This window comes from Micromonospora sp. CNZ303, assembly GCF_004345505.1.
The window spans coordinates 1-17,128 of the sequence record NZ_SLVT01000003.1 but is presented as its reverse complement, the minus strand read 5'-3'; the positions used below and the strand labels follow the sequence as shown (position 1 = coordinate 17,128).

Here is a 17,128-nt window from a genome sequence, read left to right as displayed (position 1 = left end):
TGAGCTCCTGCCTCACAGTGCCGGTGGGGTGAACGTGCCGACGGCGCTCTCCAGCGCGGCGGCGACCCGGTACATCCGGTCGTCGGCCATCGTCGGGGCCATGATCTGGAAGCCGACCGGCAGCCCGTCGGAGAGCCCGCACGGCACCGAGATGCCCGGCCCGCCGTACAGGTTCGTCGGGATGGTGAACAGGTCGGCCAGGTACATCTGGTAGGGGTCGGCGGTGCGCGCCCCGAGCGGGAACGCCACGAACGGGGTGGTCGGCGAGATCAGCGCGTCGACCCGCTCGAACGCGGCGGTGAAGTCCCGGGTGATGAGGGTACGGACCTTCTGCGCCTGCCCGTAGTAGGCGTCGTAGTAGCCCGACGAGAGCGCGTACGTCCCGATCATGATCCGGCGCTTGACCTCGGCGCCGAAGCCGGCCTCCCGGGTCAGCGACATGACCTCCTCCAGCGACCGGTTGCCGTCGTCGCCGACCCGCAGGCCAAAGCGGACGCCGTCGAACCGGGCCAGGTTGGAGGAGGCCTCGCTCGGGGCGATCAGGTAGTACGCCGGCAGCGCGTAGCGGAAGTGGGGGCAGGACACCTCGACGATCTCGGCACCCAGCTTGGCCAGCGCGTCGACCGACTCGCGGAACGCCGCCGTCACGCCCGGCTCGGCGCCCTCCCCGGCGAACTCGGTGACGATGCCGAGCTTCACGCCCGTCAGGTCGCCGGTCGCGCCGAGCCTGGCGGCGGCCACCACGTCCGGCACGGGCTGCGGGATCGAGGTGGAGTCGCGCGGGTCGTGCCCGCCGATCACCTCGTGCAGCAGCGCCGCGTCCAGCACCGTACGGGCGCAGGGGCCGGGGGTGTCCAGCGAGGAGGAGAACGCCACCAGGCCGTAGCGGGAGGTGCCGCCGTAGGTGGGCTTCGCGCCGACGGTGCCGGTGACCGCGCCGGGCTGGCGGATCGAGCCACCGGTATCCGAGCCGATCGCCAGCGGCGCCTCGTACGCGGCCAGCGCCGCGGAGCTGCCGCCGCCCGAGCCGCCCGGGATGCGGCTCAGGTCCCACGGGTTGTGCGTCGGCCCGTACGCCGAGTATTCCGTGGAGGAGCCCATCGCGAACTCGTCCATGTTGGTCTTGCCGAGCATCACCGTGCCGGCGGCGCGCAGCCGCTGCACGATCGTCGAGTCGTACGGCGGGCGCCAGCCCTCCAGGATCTTCGACCCGACGGTGGTCGGCACGCCCTTGGTGGTCAGCACGTCCTTGACGGCGACCGGCACGCCGGCCAGCGGGCCCAGCTCCTCGCCTGCGGCGCGGCGGGCGTCGACCTCGGCGGCGGCGGCGAGCGCGCCCTCGGTGTCGACGTGCAGGAACGCGTTCACCCGGTCGTCGACGGCGGCGATCCGGTCCAGGTGCGCCCGGGTCACCTCGACGGCGGAGGCCTCACCGGAGGCGACGAGCCCGGCGATCTCCGTCGCGGTCAGTCTGATCAGGTCGCTCATGACGCCACTCCGCTTCGCTCCGTGCCGCCATGAGGCACCATCACACTGAGCCTGATGATTCGCTCGCTGCGCTCGCTCATGACGCCACATCCTCGTCCAGGATCCGCGGCACGCGGAACCGCTGCTCCTCGGCGTCGGGCGCACCCGACAGCGCCTCCTGCGTGGTCAACCCGGGCACCACGACGTCGTCGCGCAGGACGTTGGTCAGCGGCACCGAGTGCGACGTCGGCGGGATGTCCGCCGCGGTGACCTCGCCGACCTGCGCGACCGCCTGGAGGATCACGTCGAGCTGGCCGGCGAAGGTGTCCAGCTCCTCCTCCGTGACGGCTAGCCGCGACAGTCGCGCCAGGTGCGCGACCTCCTCGCGGGAGATGGCGGCCATCGGTGCCCCCTTCGTGACGGTGCTGCGGGTCGGACCGGGTGTCGGCCGCGCGACCGAGGTGCGTGACGCGCGGTGACCGGAGCGAGTCTATTGTTCCGCGCCGGCGGCGCGTCCCCGACTCCCCCTCCGGCGCGGCGGGGCACCTCCAGCTTCCCTCCGAGCCCGCGCCACCGGACCGCCGGCCGGGACACGACGCGAGCGACGGGGCGGGGCGGGGCGTCGTGTGCCGACGGCCGCGCCGCGCGGGGGCAGGTGACTCAGCGAGCGTGCCGGCGGGGGATCTCCGCGTCGGGGCTGGGCGTCGGGCGGACCGGCCGGTAGCGGGCCAGCCAGCCGACCAGCTCCTCGGCCGGCATCGGGCGGGCGTAGAACCAGCCCTGTGCCGCGTCGCAGCCCGCCGCGTGCAGCATGCGCCAGGTGCGCTCGTCCTCGACGCCCTCGGCGACCACTCGCAACCCGAGCGCCTTCGCCAGCTCGATCGTCGACTTGACGATCGCCGCGTCGTCGGCGTCCTCGACCATTCCCAGTACGAAGGAGCGGTCCACCTTCACCTCGGACAGCGGCAGCCGCCGCAGGTGCTGGAGGGAGGAGTAGCCGGTGCCGAAGTCGTCCAGCGAGATGCCGACGCCGATCCGGTGCAGCCGGGTGATGGTGGCCAGCACCCGACGCGGGTCAGCCATCAGGGCGCCCTCGGTGATCTCCAGTTGCAGCCGCTGCGGCGGCACGCCGTAGCGGGCGAGCCGGTCGGCGATCTGGTCGGCGATCTCCCCGGTGTGCAGGTCCCGCACGCTGACGTTGAGCGCCGCCGGCAGGCCCAACCCGGCGGCCGACCACTTGGCGAGCTGTTCCACCACGTCGTCCACCACCCGGCGGGTGAGCAGCCGCATCACCGCGCTCTGCTCGGCGACCCGGATCAGCTCCTCCGGGTCCACCATCCCCCGGCGGGGGTGCCGCCAGCGCAGCAGCGCCTCCACGCCGACCACCTCGCCGGTCGCGATGGCGACCTGCGGCTGGTAGTACATGGTGATCTCGCCCGCGTCGACGGCCGCAGCGGTGTCCGCGTCCCGCGGGCCGGCCGCGTCGTGCCGGGCACCGCGCCGGCCCGTCGGGACCCGGTCGCCGCCGCGATCCCCCGCGCCGTCGTCGACGGGCGGTCCCTGCCGGCGTACGACCGCGCCGCCCTGCCCACCGGGGTGCCCGGCGCCGTTGCGGCGGCCGGGACCGTCGCCCCGGTCGGGGCCGGTCTCCCCCGCCGCCACCGTCCGGCGGCGGATCGGGTCCGCAGCGGTCACGATCCGGTTGATCAGTTCGTCGTCGCCGGGCGGCGGACCGAGCCGCTGCCGGCGACGGCGCAGCCACCAGCGGCCGGAGCCGGACGACGTGAGGCCGGAGCCGGGCGTGAGGCCGGAGCCGGGCGTGAGGCCGGAGCCGTCGGCTGGGAGTTCGGCCCCGTCCCCACCCCGCGCGCCGCCGGCCCGCCCGTCACCCGGCAGCCGGCCGCCCGGCGTCGGTCCCGCCGGGACGGCCACCGCCCCGTCGCCTGGGACGCCGGCAGCGTCCCCGGCGAGCGGGGCGCCGGCACCTTCCCGGGCGGAAGGGGCGGTCTCGGGACGGCCCGCCTCCAGCACCCGGCGCAGGTCCGCGAGCAGGCCGAGCCGCTCGGCGGAGTTGTGGTCGGACTCGGCCGCGTAGATCGCCACGGTGTCGTTGCGGTGCTTGGCGTCGTACATCGCCACGTCGGCGTGGCGCATCAGGGTCGCGAAGTCCTCGCCGTGCTCCGGGAAGAGCGCGACGCCGATCGAGCCGCCCACGTCGAGGGGCAGCCCGTCCAGCGACACCGGCTCGGCCAGCGCCCGCACCACCCGGCCGGCGAGCTCCCGGGCCTCGTCGACGTCGGCCAGGCCGGTCATCACGATGGCGAACTCGTCCCCGCCCAGCCGGGCGACCATGCCCTCGCCGACCACGTCGGTCAGCCGCGCGCTCACCTCGACCAGCAGCCGGTCCCCCACCGCGTGCCCGAGCGCGTCGTTGACGTTCTTGAACCGGTCGAGGTCGATCAGGAGCAGGGCCAGCCGGGCGGCGGGCTCGCCACGGGCCGCCCGTTCGGAGTGCACGTGCACCTGCTCGCCGACCTCTGCCAGCAACGCCTTGCGGTTGGGCAGGCCGGTGAGCGGGTCCAGGGAGGCGAGCTGCTGCTGCTCGACGCTGAGCCGGGCCATCCGGTAGACGGCGAACAGCGGCACCAGCACCAGCGGGATCAGCGCCGCGCTGGCCCGCGCCGCCGCGACCAGCACCGGAGCGAGCAGCAGCAACGAGCCGGTGGAGAGCAGCTCGAAGCCCAGCCCCTGCCGCAGGCTGGGCCACCACCGGTCGCCGAAGCGCAGCCGGACGGCCGCGCTGACCAGCGCGTAGTTGACGGCGAACCAGGCCACCGTCGCGCCGCCCACCGCCAGCACGTCCGTGCCGCGCAGCCGGCCTCCGTCGAAGATGCTCCCGGGTCCCAGCCAGGTGACCGTGTACGCGGCACCAAGGGCTGCCGCGTACTGGGCGGCGTTGAAGGCGGTCCGCCACGGGGCGTGGCCCATCCGCCAGCCGGAGACGACGACGGCCACCGCCTGCACCAGGACCGCCGGGCCGAACCCCCAGCCGAGCAGGATGGCGAAGGTGAAGCAGGTGGACGGGAAGACCGCGGAGGTCTGCCGGCGCCCGGGCGGGACGAACGGGCGCGCGTCACAGCCGACGGCCAGGGCCGCCATCACCCAGAACGCCACCGGCAGCCGCGGCAGTTCGGCCGGGAGGTCGAGCAGCGGGCGTACGCAGAGCACCGCCGCCAACGCGGCCACCGACCAGACGAAGGCGAAGAACGGGCGTGCCCTGCCAGGCGGAACGGAGTTTCGCGAGTCCGCGGCCTCCATCACACCTCCCGAGGGCTCGGTCCACGGGCGTGACCGGTCGCACGCCGTGCCACCAATGAAACGCCCTCCGTGTCGCAATGCCCGGCACGACAGTCGCGAATCGGTCGTAGTCGTAATTAAGTTGGTATCTCGACCGACGCCTCCCGTGTCGCGGCCCGGTCAGTCGCCCCCGTCCGACCTGCCCGCCGGGTCGGTTGCCTCCGCCCGGTCGTCACTCCTCGATGCGGGCGACCTCCCGGGCGGCCTCCGGGCCGGCGTCGAGCAGCACCCGGAAGCCGTCCTCGTCCAGCACCGGCAGCTTGAGGCTGGCCGCCTTGTCCGCCTTCGAGCCGGGATTCTCGCCCACCACGACGAAGGAGGTCTTCTTGGAGACGGACCCGCTCACCTTGCCGCCCCGGCTCTGGATCGCCTCGGACGCCTGGTCGCGGCTGAACCCGGGCAGCGTGCCGGTCACCACGACGGTGAGCCCCTCCAGGGGACGCGGCCCCTCGTCGACCGCCTCCTCCGCCATCCGTACGCCGGCCTCGCGCCACTTGCGGACCACCTCGCGGTGCCAGTCGACGGCGAACCACTCCCGGATGCTCGCCGCGATCGTCGGCCCGACGCCGTCGACCGAGGAGAGCTCCTCCTCGCCGGCCCGGTCGATCGCCTCGATGGAGCGGAAGTGCCGGGCGAGCGCCTGCGCGGCGGTGGGGCCGACGTGCCGGATGGACAGGCCCACCAGCACCCGCCACAGGTCGCGTTCCCTGGCCACGGCCAGGTTGTCGAGCAGCTTGACGGCGTTGCTGCCGAGCGTGCCGTCCTTGTTGACGAAGAAGGGCGAGCGGGACAGCTGCTTCTCGTCCAACGAGAACAGGTCGCCCTCGTCGGTGATGACCTGGGCGTCGAGCAGCGCCGCCGCGCCCTTGTAGCCCAGCGCCTCGATGTCGAACACCTTGCGGCCGGCGAGGTGGTAGACCCGCTCGCGCAGCTGACCGGGGCAGGTGCGCGAGTTGGGGCAGCGGATGTCGACGTCCGCCTCCTTCGCCGGTGCAAGCGGCGTGCCGCAGGCCGGACAGGTGGTGGGCATGACGAACGGCCGGGCGTCGGCGGGACGCAGGTCGACCACCGGGCCGAGCACCTCGGGGATCACGTCGCCGGCCTTGCGCAGCACCACGGTGTCGCCGATCAGGACGCCCTTGCGCTCGACCTCCCGGGCGTTGTGCAGGGTGGCGTAGGCGACGGTGGAGCCGGCCACCTTGACCGGCTGGAGGACGGCGCGCGGCGTGACCCGGCCGGTGCGCCCGACCTCGACGTCGATGTCGAGCAGCTTCGTGTTCACCTCCTCCGGCGGATATTTGAAGGCGATCGCCCAGCGCGGCGCCCGGCTGGTCGAGCCGAGCCGGCCCTGGATGGAGACCGGGTCGACCTTGACCACCACGCCGTCGATCTCGTGCTCGACGTCGTGCCGGTGCTCCGCGTAGTGGGCGATGTATTCCGCGACACCGGCCAGGTCGGGCACCACCCGCCAGCGGTCACTGGTCGGCAGCCCCCACGCCTTCAACGCCGCGTAGGACTCGGACTGCGTCACCGGCTGGAAGCCGCGGCGGGCGCCGATGCCGTGCACCACCAGGCGCAGCGGCCGGGAGGCGGTGATCCGCGGATCCTTCTGGCGCAGGCTGCCGGCGGCGGCGTTGCGCGGGTTGGCGAACGGCGGCTTGCCCTGCTCGACCAGCCCGGCGTTGAGGTCGGCGAAGGCCGCCACCGGGAAGTAGATCTCGCCCCGGACCTCGACGAACTCGGGCACGTCGCCGAACTCGGCCGACGTGGCGAGCTGGCCCGGCACGTCGCGGATGCTGCGCACGTTGGCGGTGACGTCCTCGCCGGTGCGGCCGTCGCCCCGGGTCGCCGCCCGGACCAGCCGCCCGCGCTCGTAGGTGAGGTTGATGGCGAGCCCGTCGACCTTCAGCTCGCACAGGTAGGGCACCGACCCGCCCGCGTCGCGCTCGACCCGCTCGGCCCAGGCCGCCAGTTCCTCGTCGGCGAAGGCGTTGTCGAGCGAGAGCATCCGCTCGGCGTGGGCGACGGGGGTGAAGTCGGTCGAGAAGGTGCCGCCGACCCGCTGCGTCGGCGACTCGGGGGTGCGCAGCGCCGGGAACTGCTCCTCCAGCGCCTCCAGCTCCCGCAGCTGCCGGTCGAACTCGGCGTCGGGGATGGTCGGCGCGTCCAGCACGTAGTAGCGGTACTGATGCTCCGTCAGCTCCTGACTGAGGGTCGCGTGCCGTTCCCGGGCGTCGGGGGTCGGTTCGGCGCCGGCCGCCGCCTCCTGTGCCGGAGTGACCTGCTGGGCGATGGTTTCCTCGGACACCGTGCGACCTCCCGTGATTCCGCTACCTCGGCACCGTATCGGTCCGGTGGGACAATCCGCCGGCCGCCCGTCGCGCCCGACCGGCGCGGGGGACCCGGGCGTGCGAGGATCGCCGGACGGCGGGGCCGCGGGGGCGGATCCGCTCCGCCGTCGAACCCGCGGCGTCCGCGCCGCACCACTGACCAGGCGGGGGTACGGATGCCGGAATGGCTGCTCTGGGCGGCGGTGATCGTGCTGGCCGTGGCCGCCGGCTGGGCGTGGGACCGGCGACGGGGCGGCCGTGACGCCGCTCCGCGTCCGCCCCGTCGACCGGGCACCCGGCCCGGCCGCCGGAGACCGTCGGGCGGTCCCGGCCGGTCCACCGCGCCGCCCCGACCGCGTACCGCCGAGCGATCCCCCGCCGGGGCGCCGCGTCCCGGTGAGATCTGGTGGGCCGACGTGCCGTACGCCGACGGCACCGGCTCGAAGGTGCGGCCCTGCCTGGTGCTGCGGGCCGACGACGGGGGCGCCGACGTCCTGAAGATCACCAGTCAGGACAAGAGCGCCCGCGACGACCACGTCCGCATCCCGACCCGCGAGTGGGACCCCGACGCCGACCACGACAGCTTCGTCGACCTGGCCGAGCCGGCGCACGTCCCGCTCGCCGGCTTCTCCCGCCGTGCCGGCGACTGCGACCCCGCGCTGTGGCGGCGCATCCGCCGCCTCCCCCACCTGCCGGGCGCCTGACCCGCGCCGAGCTGTGCCAGGTGCCTGAGCCCGTCGGAGTGGTGGCCGTGTCGGCTGCCTGAGCCACGCCCGGGCGGCCGTACCGGGCGCGTGACCAGCGTCGGAGCGTGGCCGCTGGTGGCGGCCACGCCATCCGGGCCGGCCGCACCGCCGGTGCCGCCCGCCCGGGATGCTTCGCGGGTCAGTCCCAGGCCCGGGCCAGGGTGGTGAGCTGGTCGGCGTACTCGATGCGGGCGGCCCACGGGGCGGGCCAGGCCGCCATGCCCAGCGCGGCGCCGACGAAGGCGCCGGCCAGCGCGGCGATCGAGTCGGAGTCGCCGGCGGTGGTGGCGCCCCGGGCCAGCGCCGCCACGGGGTCGTCGGCGTGCCGGATCGCGCAGAACAGGGCCGTGGCCAGCGCCTCCTCGGCGATCCAGCCCTCGCCGGTGTGCCGGCACGGGTCGCCGCCGTCGTCCGGGGCGGCGAGCGCGGCGTCGAGGCGGCCGAGGACCGCGAGGCACTCGTCCCAGCCCCGGGCGATGAAGTCCTCCGGCGCGTCCACGCCGGGGCGCTGCCACAGGTCGCCGAGCCAGTCGGCACGGTAGACCCGCCGCTGGTCGCGGGCCCGGTCGACGAGCAGCCGGGGCAGCTCCGCCAGTGCCGCGCCGTCGCGCAGCAGCCGCACCGCGTACGCGGTCAGCTCGCTGGCTGCGAGGCCCGTCGGGTGGCCGTGGGTCAGCCCCGCCTGGAGCTGGGCCAGCCCGGCGAGGGTGTCGAGGTCGACGTCGACCAGGCCGACCGGGGTGGCCCGCATGTTGGCCCCGCAGCCCTTCGAGCCGGCCACCGTCGCCTCCTGCCAGCGCACCCCGCGCTCCAGTTCGGCGCAGGCACGCAGGCAGGTCATGCCCGGCGCCCGGTTGTTCTCCGGGCTGGCCGCCCAGTCGAGGAAACGCCTCCGCAGCAGCGGCTCGACCGCCTCCGGGGTCGGCGCCGGCGCGTCGTGCAGCGCCCAACCGACCGCCAGCGCCATCTGCGTGTCGTCGGTCACCAGCGCCGGGTCGCCGGCGAGGTCGTGCGGGCCGGCCGGCCCGTAGCGGCGAACGATCTCGGCGACCGTGAGGAACTCGGTCGGCTTGCCCAGCGCGTCACCGTAGGCGAGGCCGAAGAGGGAGCCGGCGGCCCGCCGGAGCGAGGTGTCGATCATGCCCGCGATCATGCCGCCCGCCCGCAACCCGCACCACTCGGCGCCGCCGCCGGCACCCGCCGCCCGGCCGCATGGGCGTGCCGGACCGCGCCGAGCGTGACAGGTCCGGGTCAGTCGGAGAAGACCAGGCAGAAGGGGTGACCGGCCGGGTCGGCGTAGACCCGGAAATCGTCGCCCTCGCCGGGCAGCCGCCGCGCACCGAGCTCCAGCACCCGCTTCTCGGCCGCCTCCACGTCCGCCACCTGCACGTCCAGGTGGAACTGCTGGGGGCGATCCGGGTCGGGCCACGTCGGCGGGCGCAGGTCGGGTGCCTTCTGGAAGGCGAGCCGGTGCCCCGATCCGGCGATCACGACCCAGCCCTCGTCGCTGGCGTCGCCGTCGAGGGGCAGGCCCAGCAGCTCCGAGTAGAAACCGGCCAGGGCCCGGGGGTCGGGGCAGTCGATGACCACGGTGCGCAGTTGTCCGATCATGTCGGCCTTCCTGCCCCGCCCCTACGACGGCAAACGTCACTCCTCGGCGAGCCGCCGACCCGCGTCCCGGCAGGCGGCGAGCACCGCGCGCGCGTACTGCCCGGTGGCGTTGGCGAGGCCGCAGGCCGGGGTCACCACGACCTGCTCGGCGAGCTGCCGGCGGGGGAACCCGAGGCGGTCCCAGAGCTGGCGTACGCGATCGGCGACCTGCGCCGAGGTCGGCGCGCGACCGGCGGACGACGGCCCGGTGGGCACGGCGCCGGCCAGCAGCCCGAGCCCCGCGTCGATCGCCTCGCCCAGCGGATCCAGGTCGGTGACCAGGCCTAGGTCGAGGGCGACGCCGACGGCGCCGGTCGAGCGGATCAGCTCCAGCGGCACGTCCGGCGCGCAGCAGTGCACCACGGTCGGTACCCCGGCCGCCTCGACGACGGTGCGCAGCAGCGAGGCGGCGACGCTCGGATCCACGGCCCGGTACGCGCCGAGCCCGCTCTCGGTGGGCACCCGCCCGGCGAGCACCGTCGGCAGCGACGGCTCGTCGAGCTGGAGCAGCACGGTGGCGCGCGGCAGCCGGCGGGTCACCGCCGCCACGTGCCCGCGCAGCCCCTCCGCGAGCGAGTTGGTGAGGTCCCGGACCGCCCCGGGATCGCGCAGCATCCGGCCGCCGATCGGCAGTTCCAGGGACGCGGCCAGGGTCAACGGGCCGCCAACCTGGATCTTGACCGGCCCCGCGTACTCCTCGGCCTGCTCGGCGAGCTGGTCGAGGTCGCGTTCCATCAGGTCGCGGGCGCGGCGCACGTCCCGTCCCGGGCGCGGCGCGATGCGCCAGCGGGCGGCGTACAGCTCCACCGGCAGCTCGACCAGCAGGCCGGCGGTCCGGCCGATGAGGTCGGCGCCAGGGCCCCGGCCCGGCAGCTCCGGCAGGTGGGGCAGGGCGGGAAGCTCACCGAGGACGATCCGCTGCGCCTCGGCGATGTCGGTGCCGGGAAGCGAACCGATGCCGGTCGCCGCGCCGGCCGGCCAGGGCCACACCTGATCTGTCACGGCCGAAGACTATCCGGTACGCGGACGCCCGCCGCCCGGCCGCCCGGGACCGGACGGGGGCGACCTGCCGACGCCCGCGCCGGACGCACGCTCCCGGTCCCGGATCAGCCGGCGATGGTGGCGGAGCCGAGCACGACGTCGCCGGCCGGGTCCGGCCGGTACGCCACGACGGCCTGGCCGGCGGCCACCCCACGGACGGGGCGACGCAGCTCGGCGCGCAGCCCGTCGGCGGTCAGCTCGACCGTCGCCGGCACCACGTCCCCGTGCGCCCGCAGCTGCACCTCGCACTCCAGCGGCGCGTCGGGGCGTGGGCCGCCCGTCCACACCGGACGCTCGGCGCGCACCCGGGAGACCTCCAGCGCCTCGGCCGGGCCCACGGTCACGGTGTTGGTCTTCGGCGTGATGGAGAGCACATAGCGGGGCCGGCCGTCCGGCGCCGGGCGGTCCAGGTGCAGGCCGCGCCGCTGCCCGACCGTGTACGCGTACGCGCCGGTGTGGCTGCCGACCACCGCGCCGGTGGCGGCGTCCACCACCTCGCCGGGCGCCTCGCCGAGCCGCTGGGCGAGGAAGCCGCGGGTGTCCCCGTCGGCGATGAAGCAGATGTCGTGCGAGTCCGGCTTGTCGGCCACCGCCAGCCCCCGCCGCGCGGCCTCCTCGCGGACCTGCGCCTTCGTCGAGTCGCCGAGCGGGAAGATCGACCGGTCCAGCTGCTCGCGGGTGAGCACCGCCAGCACGTACGACTGGTCCTTGGGCAGGTCGACGCTGCGCCGCAGCAGGCCGTCCGCGCCGAGCCGGGCATGGTGGCCGGTGACCACGGCGTCGAAGCCCAGGGCCACGGCCCGGTCCAGCACCGCGGCAAACTTGATCTTCTCGTTGCAGCGCAGGCACGGATTGGGCGTACGGCCGGCCGCGTACTCCGCGACGAAGTCGTCCACCACGTCGGCGTGGAAGCGGTCCGCCATGTCCCAGACGTAGAACGGGATGCCGATGACGTCCGCGGCCCGCCGGGCGTCCCGGGAGTCCTCCAGGGTGCAGCAGCCGCGCGCGCCCGTGCGATAGGTCTGCGGGTTGCGGGCCAGCGCCAGGTGCACGCCGGTCACGTCGTGCCCCGCCTCGACGGCCCGCGCCGCCGCGACCGCCGAGTCGACCCCGCCCGACATCGCCGCCAACACCCTCACCGGCTCACTCCCTTCACCCCACCGACCCTATCCCCGCCCCACCCCCACCCACCCCGCCCACCCCGTTCTCCCCCGCTCCGCTGCTCCCCCGCCCCGCTGCTCCCCACCCACGCTGTTGCCCGCCCACGCTGCTTCCCCACCCACGCTGTTGCCCGCCCGCCCCACCCACCCCATCCTCCCCGTCCTCCCGCCCGCCTCGTCGATCATGGAGTTGTAGTGGTGGGCGATTGCCGCGAAAGGTCATGATTCGGGCGCCACAACTGCATGATCGGCCCACGGGTGGGGCGGGCGCGGGGCGGGGTGCGCGCGGGCGGGCGGGGTACCGCGCGGGGGGTGGGGCGGGGCAGGGCGGCGCACACGGAGCGGCGCACGGGCAGGGCAGCGCACGGGCGCAAGACGGCGCACGGGTAGGGGGCGGGGGTCAGCGGGGGGCGCGGAGGGCGGCGGCGCGGCGGGCGCGCTCTACGGCGGCCGGGAGGGCGGCGATCAGGGCGTCGACGTCGGCGGGGGTGCTGGTGTGGCCGAGGGTGAAGCGCAGCGAGGAGCGGGCCCGGTCGTCGTCGGCGCCCATGGCGAGCAGCACGTGTGAGGGCTGGGCCACCCCGGCGGAGCAGGCGGAGCCGGTCGAACAGGCGATGCCCTGCGCGTCGAGCAGGAGCAGCAGGGCGTCGCCCTCGCAGCCCGGGAAGGAGAAGTGCGCGTTGCCTGGCAGCCGGTCGGTCGGGTCGCCGTTGAAGACGACCTCGGGCACCGCGTGCCGGACCCGCTCCACCAGGTCGTCGCGGAGCGCGGCGACGCGGGCCGCGTACTCCTGCTGGCCCTTGACCGCCGCCTCCACCGCGACCGCGAAGGCCACGATGCCGGCGGTGTCGAGGGTGCCGGAGCGCACGTCGCGCTCCTGGCCGCCGCCGTGCAGCAGCGGGGTGGCCGACACGTCGCGGGCGAGCAGCAGGGCGCCGACCCCGGCGGGACCGCCGAGCTTGTGCCCGGTGACGGTCAGCGCGGCGACCCCGGCGGCGGAGAAGTCGACAGGCACCTGCCCGACCGCCTGGATCGCGTCGGTGTGGAACGGCACCCCGTGCTCGGCGGCGACCGCGGCCAGCTCGGCGACCGGCTGCACGGTGCCGACCTCGTTGTTGGCCCACATCGCGGTCACCACCGCGACCCGGTCGCCGTGGGCGGCCAGCTCGGCGCGCAGCTCGTCGGGGCTGAGCCGGCCGGCGGCGTCGACGGAGAGCCAGCCCACACCGGCCCCCTCGTGGTCGACGAGCCAGTCCACCACGTCGAGCACGGCGTGGTGCTCGACGGCGCTGGAGACCACCCGGTCCCGCCGGGGGTCGGCGGACCGGCGGGCCCAGAAGATGCCCTTCACCGCGAGGTTGTCGCTCTCGGTCCCGCCGCCGGTGAAGACGACCTCGGAGGGCCGGGCGCCGAGCGCGGCGGCCACCCGCTCCCGCGACTCCTCGACCCGTCGCCGGGCGCGGCGGCCCGCCGCGTGCAGTGAGGACGCGTTGCCGACCTCGCGGGCGGTGGCGACGTACGCCTCCAGTGCCTCGTCGAGCATCGGAGTGGTCGCCGCGTGATCCAGGTAAGCCATCACGGTTCAGCCTACGACCGCCGCCGGACCCGGCGGAGGCCGGAGTACGCCGTGCGGGGCCGGGGCGGGAGGCGTGCACTTCCCGTCCCGGCCCGCGCCCGGGTGGAACCGGCGATCCGGTCAGGCCGGCACGGCGGTGACCACGATGTTGTCGCGGTACCGGCGTGCCTCGGCGTCGAACGGCCCGCCGCAGGTGATCAGGGTCAGCCGGGGCTTGCCGTCCCGGGCGAAGTAGCGGTCGAGGGGGATCTTCGTCTTCCGGTACTCCTCCCGGGCGACGACCCGGTACTCCCTGCGGACGCCGTCGCCGCCGGTGGCGGTGAGGGTGTCGCCGCGGTCCAGCTCGCGGAGCCGGAAGAAGGCGCCCTCGCCCTGGGTGGCGCTGTCGACGTGCCCGGCGACGACCACCGACCCGGCCTGCGCCTCCAGCCCGGGGCCGTGGCGGTACCAGCCGATCCGGTCCACGCTGGGCGGCACCTCGAACTCGCCGGTCGCGCCGTTGACGCCCACCGCGTCGACCGTGGCGGTGACGTCGATGGCGGGGATGACCAGCCGTACGGGCGGAACGGTCCGCGTACCGCCGGGCAGCCCGCCCCGGGTCACCGGCACCGACGGGCCGGCGGCCGGCGGGCCCGCTGCGGTGCCGGCCAGGTCGGCGGCCTCGGTCGCGCCGACGTCCCCGGCCGGCCGGGAGCCGCAGGCGACCACGGTCGCGACGGTGAGCGCGGCGACGCCGGCGGCCACGGCCGCCAGCGCCCCGCGGTGGCGCACCGTCACCGGCGACCGGTCCGGGCGGTGGCCACCCGCGCGCCGCCGCCGACCAGGAGCAGCACGCCGGCGCCGGTCAGCACGTACCACCAGGTGTCCACGCCGGTGCCGGCCCGGCCACCGTCGCCGCTGGGCACCCCGGCCGGGGCCGAGTGCAGGCCGGTGATGGTCTGCGCCACGACGTCGAGGTTCTTCGCCTCGGCCGAGCCGATGGCGTACACGATCGTCGCGGTGCCCTCCTTGAGGTCGAGGTCCGCCGGCCCGATCGCCACGGTGTCGGTGCCGGCGAGCACCACGTCGGCCTTGACGGCGCCCGCGTCGACGTCGCCCTTGGCCTCGTTCGGGTTGGTGAGGTCCTCGAAGACGGGGGTGCCGCCGGCGCGCACGTCCACCGCCGGGGCGGCGGCGGTGTGCCGGACGATCAGCCGGGCCTTGCCGGCGGCGACCTTGCCGGTGTCGTTGACGAACGGCGTGATCTTCGGCTTGCCGGCGGCATCGAGGTGGGCGGCGAGGCTGATGTTGCCGCCGCCCGGCACCGCGGCGTCGTCGACGCTGAGGATGGCCTGGGCGATCGGCTCGCCGGGCTTGGTGAGGGCGATGTCGTACGCGCCCTCCTCGAGGTTCAGCGGGCCGGCCACGTCGCCGGGCTTGAAGTTGTCCAGCGTCTTCTCGCCGTTGACGTACACGTCGACCGGGGTGTCCGGAATGCCGTGCACGACGGAGACCTTGGACGTGGCGGCGTACGCGGGGGTGGCGGTGAGGGCGCCGGCTCCGGCGAACGTCAGCGCGGCGACCGCGCCGCCCGCGGCGACCCGACGGAAGTACGAGAGCTGCATGTCTGCCTCCTGGTGATTGGTGCTGGTTCGTCAGGCCTGGTGTGCAAAACGAGTTACGCCCGGCCCCCCGCCGCCGGATGCGACCGGAGGCAACTTCTTTTCGTCCGTTCAAGCCGCATCCGGGAGCCGCCCGCGGAGCGAAGAGCTGCTGAGACCAGACCGACCGGAGGTGGGGGCGATGGCTGTGGGAGTTACAGTCGGGCATGCCCCCTGGAAGGCGAGCCGCCCTGTGACAGCGGCACGGCAGGAGCCGTACCCACCCGAGGACGACCTCGCCGCCCGCTTCCGTGCGGGCGACGAACGGGCACTGCGGGAGGCGTACGACCGGTACGGCCGGGCGGTCCTGCACCTGGCCACCAGCACGTTGGCCAACCGCAGCGACGCGGAGGACGTGACCCAGACCACCTTCGTGGCCGCCTGGCTGGGGCGGGACACCTTCGACCCGGCCAAGGGCTCGCTGGTCGGCTGGCTGCTCGGCATCGGCCGCCGCAAGGTGGTCGACCGGCTGCGGGCCTCCGCGCGGGAGACCCGGGTGGTCGAGACGGTCCGGCAGTTGCCGGAGTCGGCGCCGACCGGCCCGGATCCGGACACGGTGGTCGACCGGCTGGTGGTCGCCGACGAGCTGGCCCGGTTGCCCGACGACCAGCGGCGGATGCTGGAGTTGGCGTTCTTCGACGACCTGACCCACCAGCAGATCGCGACGGTGACCGGGGTGCCGCTCGGCACGGTCAAGAGTCACATCCGGCGCGGCATGGCGAGCTTGAAACGCAGATGGGAGGTGGACGGTGCCGCACCTGGACCACGACCGGCTGGTCTTCCTGGCGCTCGGTGAGACCGAGGCGGACGCCGGAGAGAACACCCACCTCGACACCTGCGCGCACTGTCGGACCGAGATGGAGACCCTCCAGCACGTGGCCGGCCTCGGCGCCGGCGCCCAGGGCCTGCACGACCTGCCCGATCCGCCGGAGCACGTCTGGCAGGGCATCGTCACGGAGATCCGCGCGGCGCAGGCCCTCCCGGCGCTGCCCGGGCCGCGCGCCGAGCGGTCGCCCGACGAGCGCCCCGCGGGCGACCGGCCGTCCGAGCGGTCGGGCGGGGTGCTCCTCGCGCCGAGGCGTGGGCGCTGGTCGCGCTGGGCCGTGACCGCCGCGACGGCGGTGGCCGCCGCCGCGATCGGGGTCGTCGGCACCGTCGCCGTGCTCGACGCGACCGGGTCGACGCCGGAGCCCGCCCCACGGCGGGTGGTGCTGGCCAGCGCGCCGCTGAAGGCGTACGGGGAGACGCCGCCGGACGCCAACGGCGAGGCCCGGGTCTTCGACGACGGCCGGCTGCACCTGCACGTGGCGAATCTCCCGGACGTCCCGGGGTACTACGAGGTATGGCTCATCGACCCGCGGACCATGAAGATGTTCTCGGTCGGCGTGCTCGGCGACGCGACGGACGAGCTGCTGCCGTTGCCGCCGAACGTGGACCTTGAGGCATACTCGGTTGTCGACGTCTCCGCCGAGACGTACGACAACAACACCGCCCACTCCGGCAAGAGCCTGGTGAGGGGCACCCTGACGGGCTGATCGGCGGGCCGGCTCAGCTCCCCGGCCCGCCGATCAGCTCCCATCGCCGGCCTTGGGCCGGCGGGTCCTGCCGGCGCAGCCCGCGATGGTCCGGTGCCCACCCTCTGGCCGCCAGTCGCGTCCGGGGCCAGCCTGCCGTGGGTCGTTCCGGGCGGCCGGAGAAACGGCGAGGGCCGGAAACCGTCGCCACGGTTCCCGGCCCTCACTCGGACGGAGTCAGCTCACTTGCGCTTGCGGATCTCGTCGGCGGCCTGCGGAACGATCTTGAACAGGTCGCCCACCACACCGAAGTCGGCCAACTCGAAGATCGGCGCCTCGCCGTCCTTGTTGACCGCGACGATCGTCTTCGAGGTCTGCATGCCCGCCCGATGCTGGATCGCGCCGGAAATGCCCAGGGCGACGTAGAGCTGCGGGGAGACCGTCTTGCCGGTCTGGCCCACCTGGAACTGGTGCGGGTAGTAGCCGGAGTCCACCGCCGCACGCGACGCGCCGACGGCGCCGCCGAGCAGGTCGGCCAGCTCCTCGACCAGCTTGAAGTTGTCGGCGTTGCCGACACCCCGACCGCCGGAGACGACCACACCCGCCTCGGTGAGCTCCGGACGCGAACCCTTCTGCTCCGCGACCCG

General features: G+C 75.1%; 15 protein-coding genes. 3 read left to right on the top strand and 12 right to left on the bottom strand.

Features of this window, described 5'->3' with window-relative positions; translation table 11 throughout:
* Positions 1-12 precede the first annotated feature (12 nt).
* The 4 genes from gatA to ligA all read right to left on the bottom strand — a co-directional run bounded on the left by gatA (position 13) and on the right by ligA (position 7,132).
* On the bottom strand, positions 13-1,488 hold the full coding sequence (gene gatA, locus EV374_RS06210) for an Asp-tRNA(Asn)/Glu-tRNA(Gln) amidotransferase subunit GatA (protein WP_132232512.1): 1,476 nt from the start codon (positions 1,486-1,488) through the stop codon (positions 13-15).
* A 76-nt stretch (positions 1,489-1,564) separates the two neighbouring features.
* On the bottom strand, positions 1,565-1,870 hold the full coding sequence (gene gatC, locus EV374_RS06205; RefSeq protein ID WP_132232510.1) for an Asp-tRNA(Asn)/Glu-tRNA(Gln) amidotransferase subunit GatC: 306 nt from the start codon (positions 1,868-1,870) through the stop codon (positions 1,565-1,567).
* A gap of 257 nt (positions 1,871-2,127) precedes the next feature.
* The gene (locus EV374_RS06200; RefSeq protein WP_132232508.1) at positions 2,128-4,785 is read right to left on the bottom strand and encodes a GGDEF domain-containing phosphodiesterase; all 2,658 of its coding nucleotides are present in this window, start codon (positions 4,783-4,785) and stop codon (positions 2,128-2,130) included.
* 211 nt (positions 4,786-4,996) lie between these two features.
* Entirely contained in the window at positions 4,997-7,132 is a 2,136-nt protein-coding gene (gene ligA / locus EV374_RS06195) for an NAD-dependent DNA ligase LigA (protein WP_132232506.1), read from the bottom strand.
* A gap of 198 nt (positions 7,133-7,330) precedes the next feature.
* Between ligA and EV374_RS06190 the strand changes: the two genes are divergently transcribed.
* On the top strand, positions 7,331-7,858 hold the full coding sequence (locus EV374_RS06190) for a type II toxin-antitoxin system PemK/MazF family toxin (RefSeq protein WP_132232504.1): 528 nt from the start codon (positions 7,331-7,333) through the stop codon (positions 7,856-7,858).
* 181 nt (positions 7,859-8,039) lie between these two features.
* Here EV374_RS06190 and EV374_RS06185 read toward each other — a convergent pair whose 3' ends face one another.
* The 7 genes from EV374_RS06185 to EV374_RS06155 form a co-directional block, all read right to left on the bottom strand.
* Positions 8,040-9,041 carry an ADP-ribosylglycohydrolase family protein gene (locus EV374_RS06185; RefSeq protein WP_165947721.1) on the bottom strand — a complete coding sequence of 334 codons (1,002 nt, stop codon included), beginning with the start codon at positions 9,039-9,041 and terminating at the stop codon, positions 8,040-8,042.
* Between the two features lie 110 nt (positions 9,042-9,151).
* Positions 9,152-9,511: a VOC family protein gene (locus EV374_RS06180; RefSeq protein ID WP_132232500.1), complete on the bottom strand. Its 360-nt coding sequence runs from the start codon at positions 9,509-9,511 to the stop codon at positions 9,152-9,154.
* 36 nt (positions 9,512-9,547) lie between these two features.
* Positions 9,548-10,552 carry a methionine synthase gene (locus EV374_RS06175; RefSeq protein WP_132232498.1) on the bottom strand — a complete coding sequence of 335 codons (1,005 nt, stop codon included), beginning with the start codon at positions 10,550-10,552 and terminating at the stop codon, positions 9,548-9,550.
* 104 nt (positions 10,553-10,656) lie between these two features.
* Entirely contained in the window at positions 10,657-11,730 is a 1,074-nt protein-coding gene (mnmA, locus tag EV374_RS06170) for a tRNA 2-thiouridine(34) synthase MnmA (RefSeq protein WP_132232496.1), read from the bottom strand.
* A 421-nt stretch (positions 11,731-12,151) separates the two neighbouring features.
* Complete coding sequence (locus EV374_RS06165) at positions 12,152-13,327, bottom strand: cysteine desulfurase family protein (RefSeq protein WP_132232494.1); 1,176 nt, start codon at positions 13,325-13,327, stop codon at positions 12,152-12,154.
* A gap of 120 nt (positions 13,328-13,447) precedes the next feature.
* On the bottom strand, positions 13,448-14,104 hold the full coding sequence (locus tag EV374_RS06160; RefSeq protein WP_132232492.1) for a class F sortase: 657 nt from the start codon (positions 14,102-14,104) through the stop codon (positions 13,448-13,450).
* Positions 14,101-14,931, bottom strand: coding sequence for a DUF4397 domain-containing protein (locus EV374_RS06155; protein WP_132232490.1), 831 nt, complete (start codon positions 14,929-14,931; stop codon positions 14,101-14,103). The genes EV374_RS06160 and EV374_RS06155 overlap by 4 nt, the downstream gene beginning before the upstream one ends.
* Positions 14,932-15,160: 229 nt before the next feature.
* Between EV374_RS06155 and EV374_RS06150 the strand changes: the two genes are divergently transcribed.
* Together EV374_RS06150 and EV374_RS06145 are read left to right on the top strand one after the other, a co-directional pair.
* On the top strand, positions 15,161-15,763 hold the full coding sequence (locus tag EV374_RS06150) for an RNA polymerase sigma factor (protein ID WP_132232488.1): 603 nt from the start codon (positions 15,161-15,163) through the stop codon (positions 15,761-15,763).
* Positions 15,717-16,502: an anti-sigma factor gene (locus EV374_RS06145; RefSeq protein ID WP_132232486.1), complete on the top strand. Its 786-nt coding sequence runs from the start codon at positions 15,717-15,719 to the stop codon at positions 16,500-16,502. Before EV374_RS06150 ends, EV374_RS06145 begins: the two co-directional genes overlap by 47 nt.
* A gap of 221 nt (positions 16,503-16,723) precedes the next feature.
* On the opposite strand, the gene EV374_RS06140 is transcribed toward EV374_RS06145, so the two are convergent.
* The coding region (locus EV374_RS06140) for an electron transfer flavoprotein subunit alpha/FixB family protein (protein ID WP_132232484.1) at positions 16,724-17,128 on the bottom strand (405 nt) is incomplete at its 5' end.

Bases quoted from the DNA above. Each gene is read 5' to 3' on its own strand.
- gatA (WP_132232512.1), bottom strand. From the start codon at position 1,488: ATGAGCGACCTGATCAGACTGACCGCGACGGAGATCGCCGGGCTCGTC.
- gatC (WP_132232510.1), bottom strand. From the start codon at position 1,870: ATGGCCGCCATCTCCCGCGAGGAGGTCGCGCACCTGGCGCGACTGTCG.
- EV374_RS06200 (WP_132232508.1), bottom strand. From the start codon at position 4,785: ATGGAGGCCGCGGACTCGCGAAACTCCGTTCCGCCTGGCAGGGCACGC.
- EV374_RS06190 (WP_132232504.1), top strand. From the start codon at position 7,331: ATGCCGGAATGGCTGCTCTGGGCGGCGGTGATCGTGCTGGCCGTGGCC.
- EV374_RS06185 (WP_165947721.1), bottom strand. From the start codon at position 9,041: ATGATCGACACCTCGCTCCGGCGGGCCGCCGGCTCCCTCTTCGGCCTC.
- EV374_RS06180 (WP_132232500.1), bottom strand. From the start codon at position 9,511: ATGATCGGACAACTGCGCACCGTGGTCATCGACTGCCCCGACCCCCGG.
- EV374_RS06165 (WP_132232494.1), bottom strand. From the start codon at position 13,327: ATGGCTTACCTGGATCACGCGGCGACCACTCCGATGCTCGACGAGGCA.
- EV374_RS06155 (WP_132232490.1), bottom strand. From the start codon at position 14,931: ATGCAGCTCTCGTACTTCCGTCGGGTCGCCGCGGGCGGCGCGGTCGCC.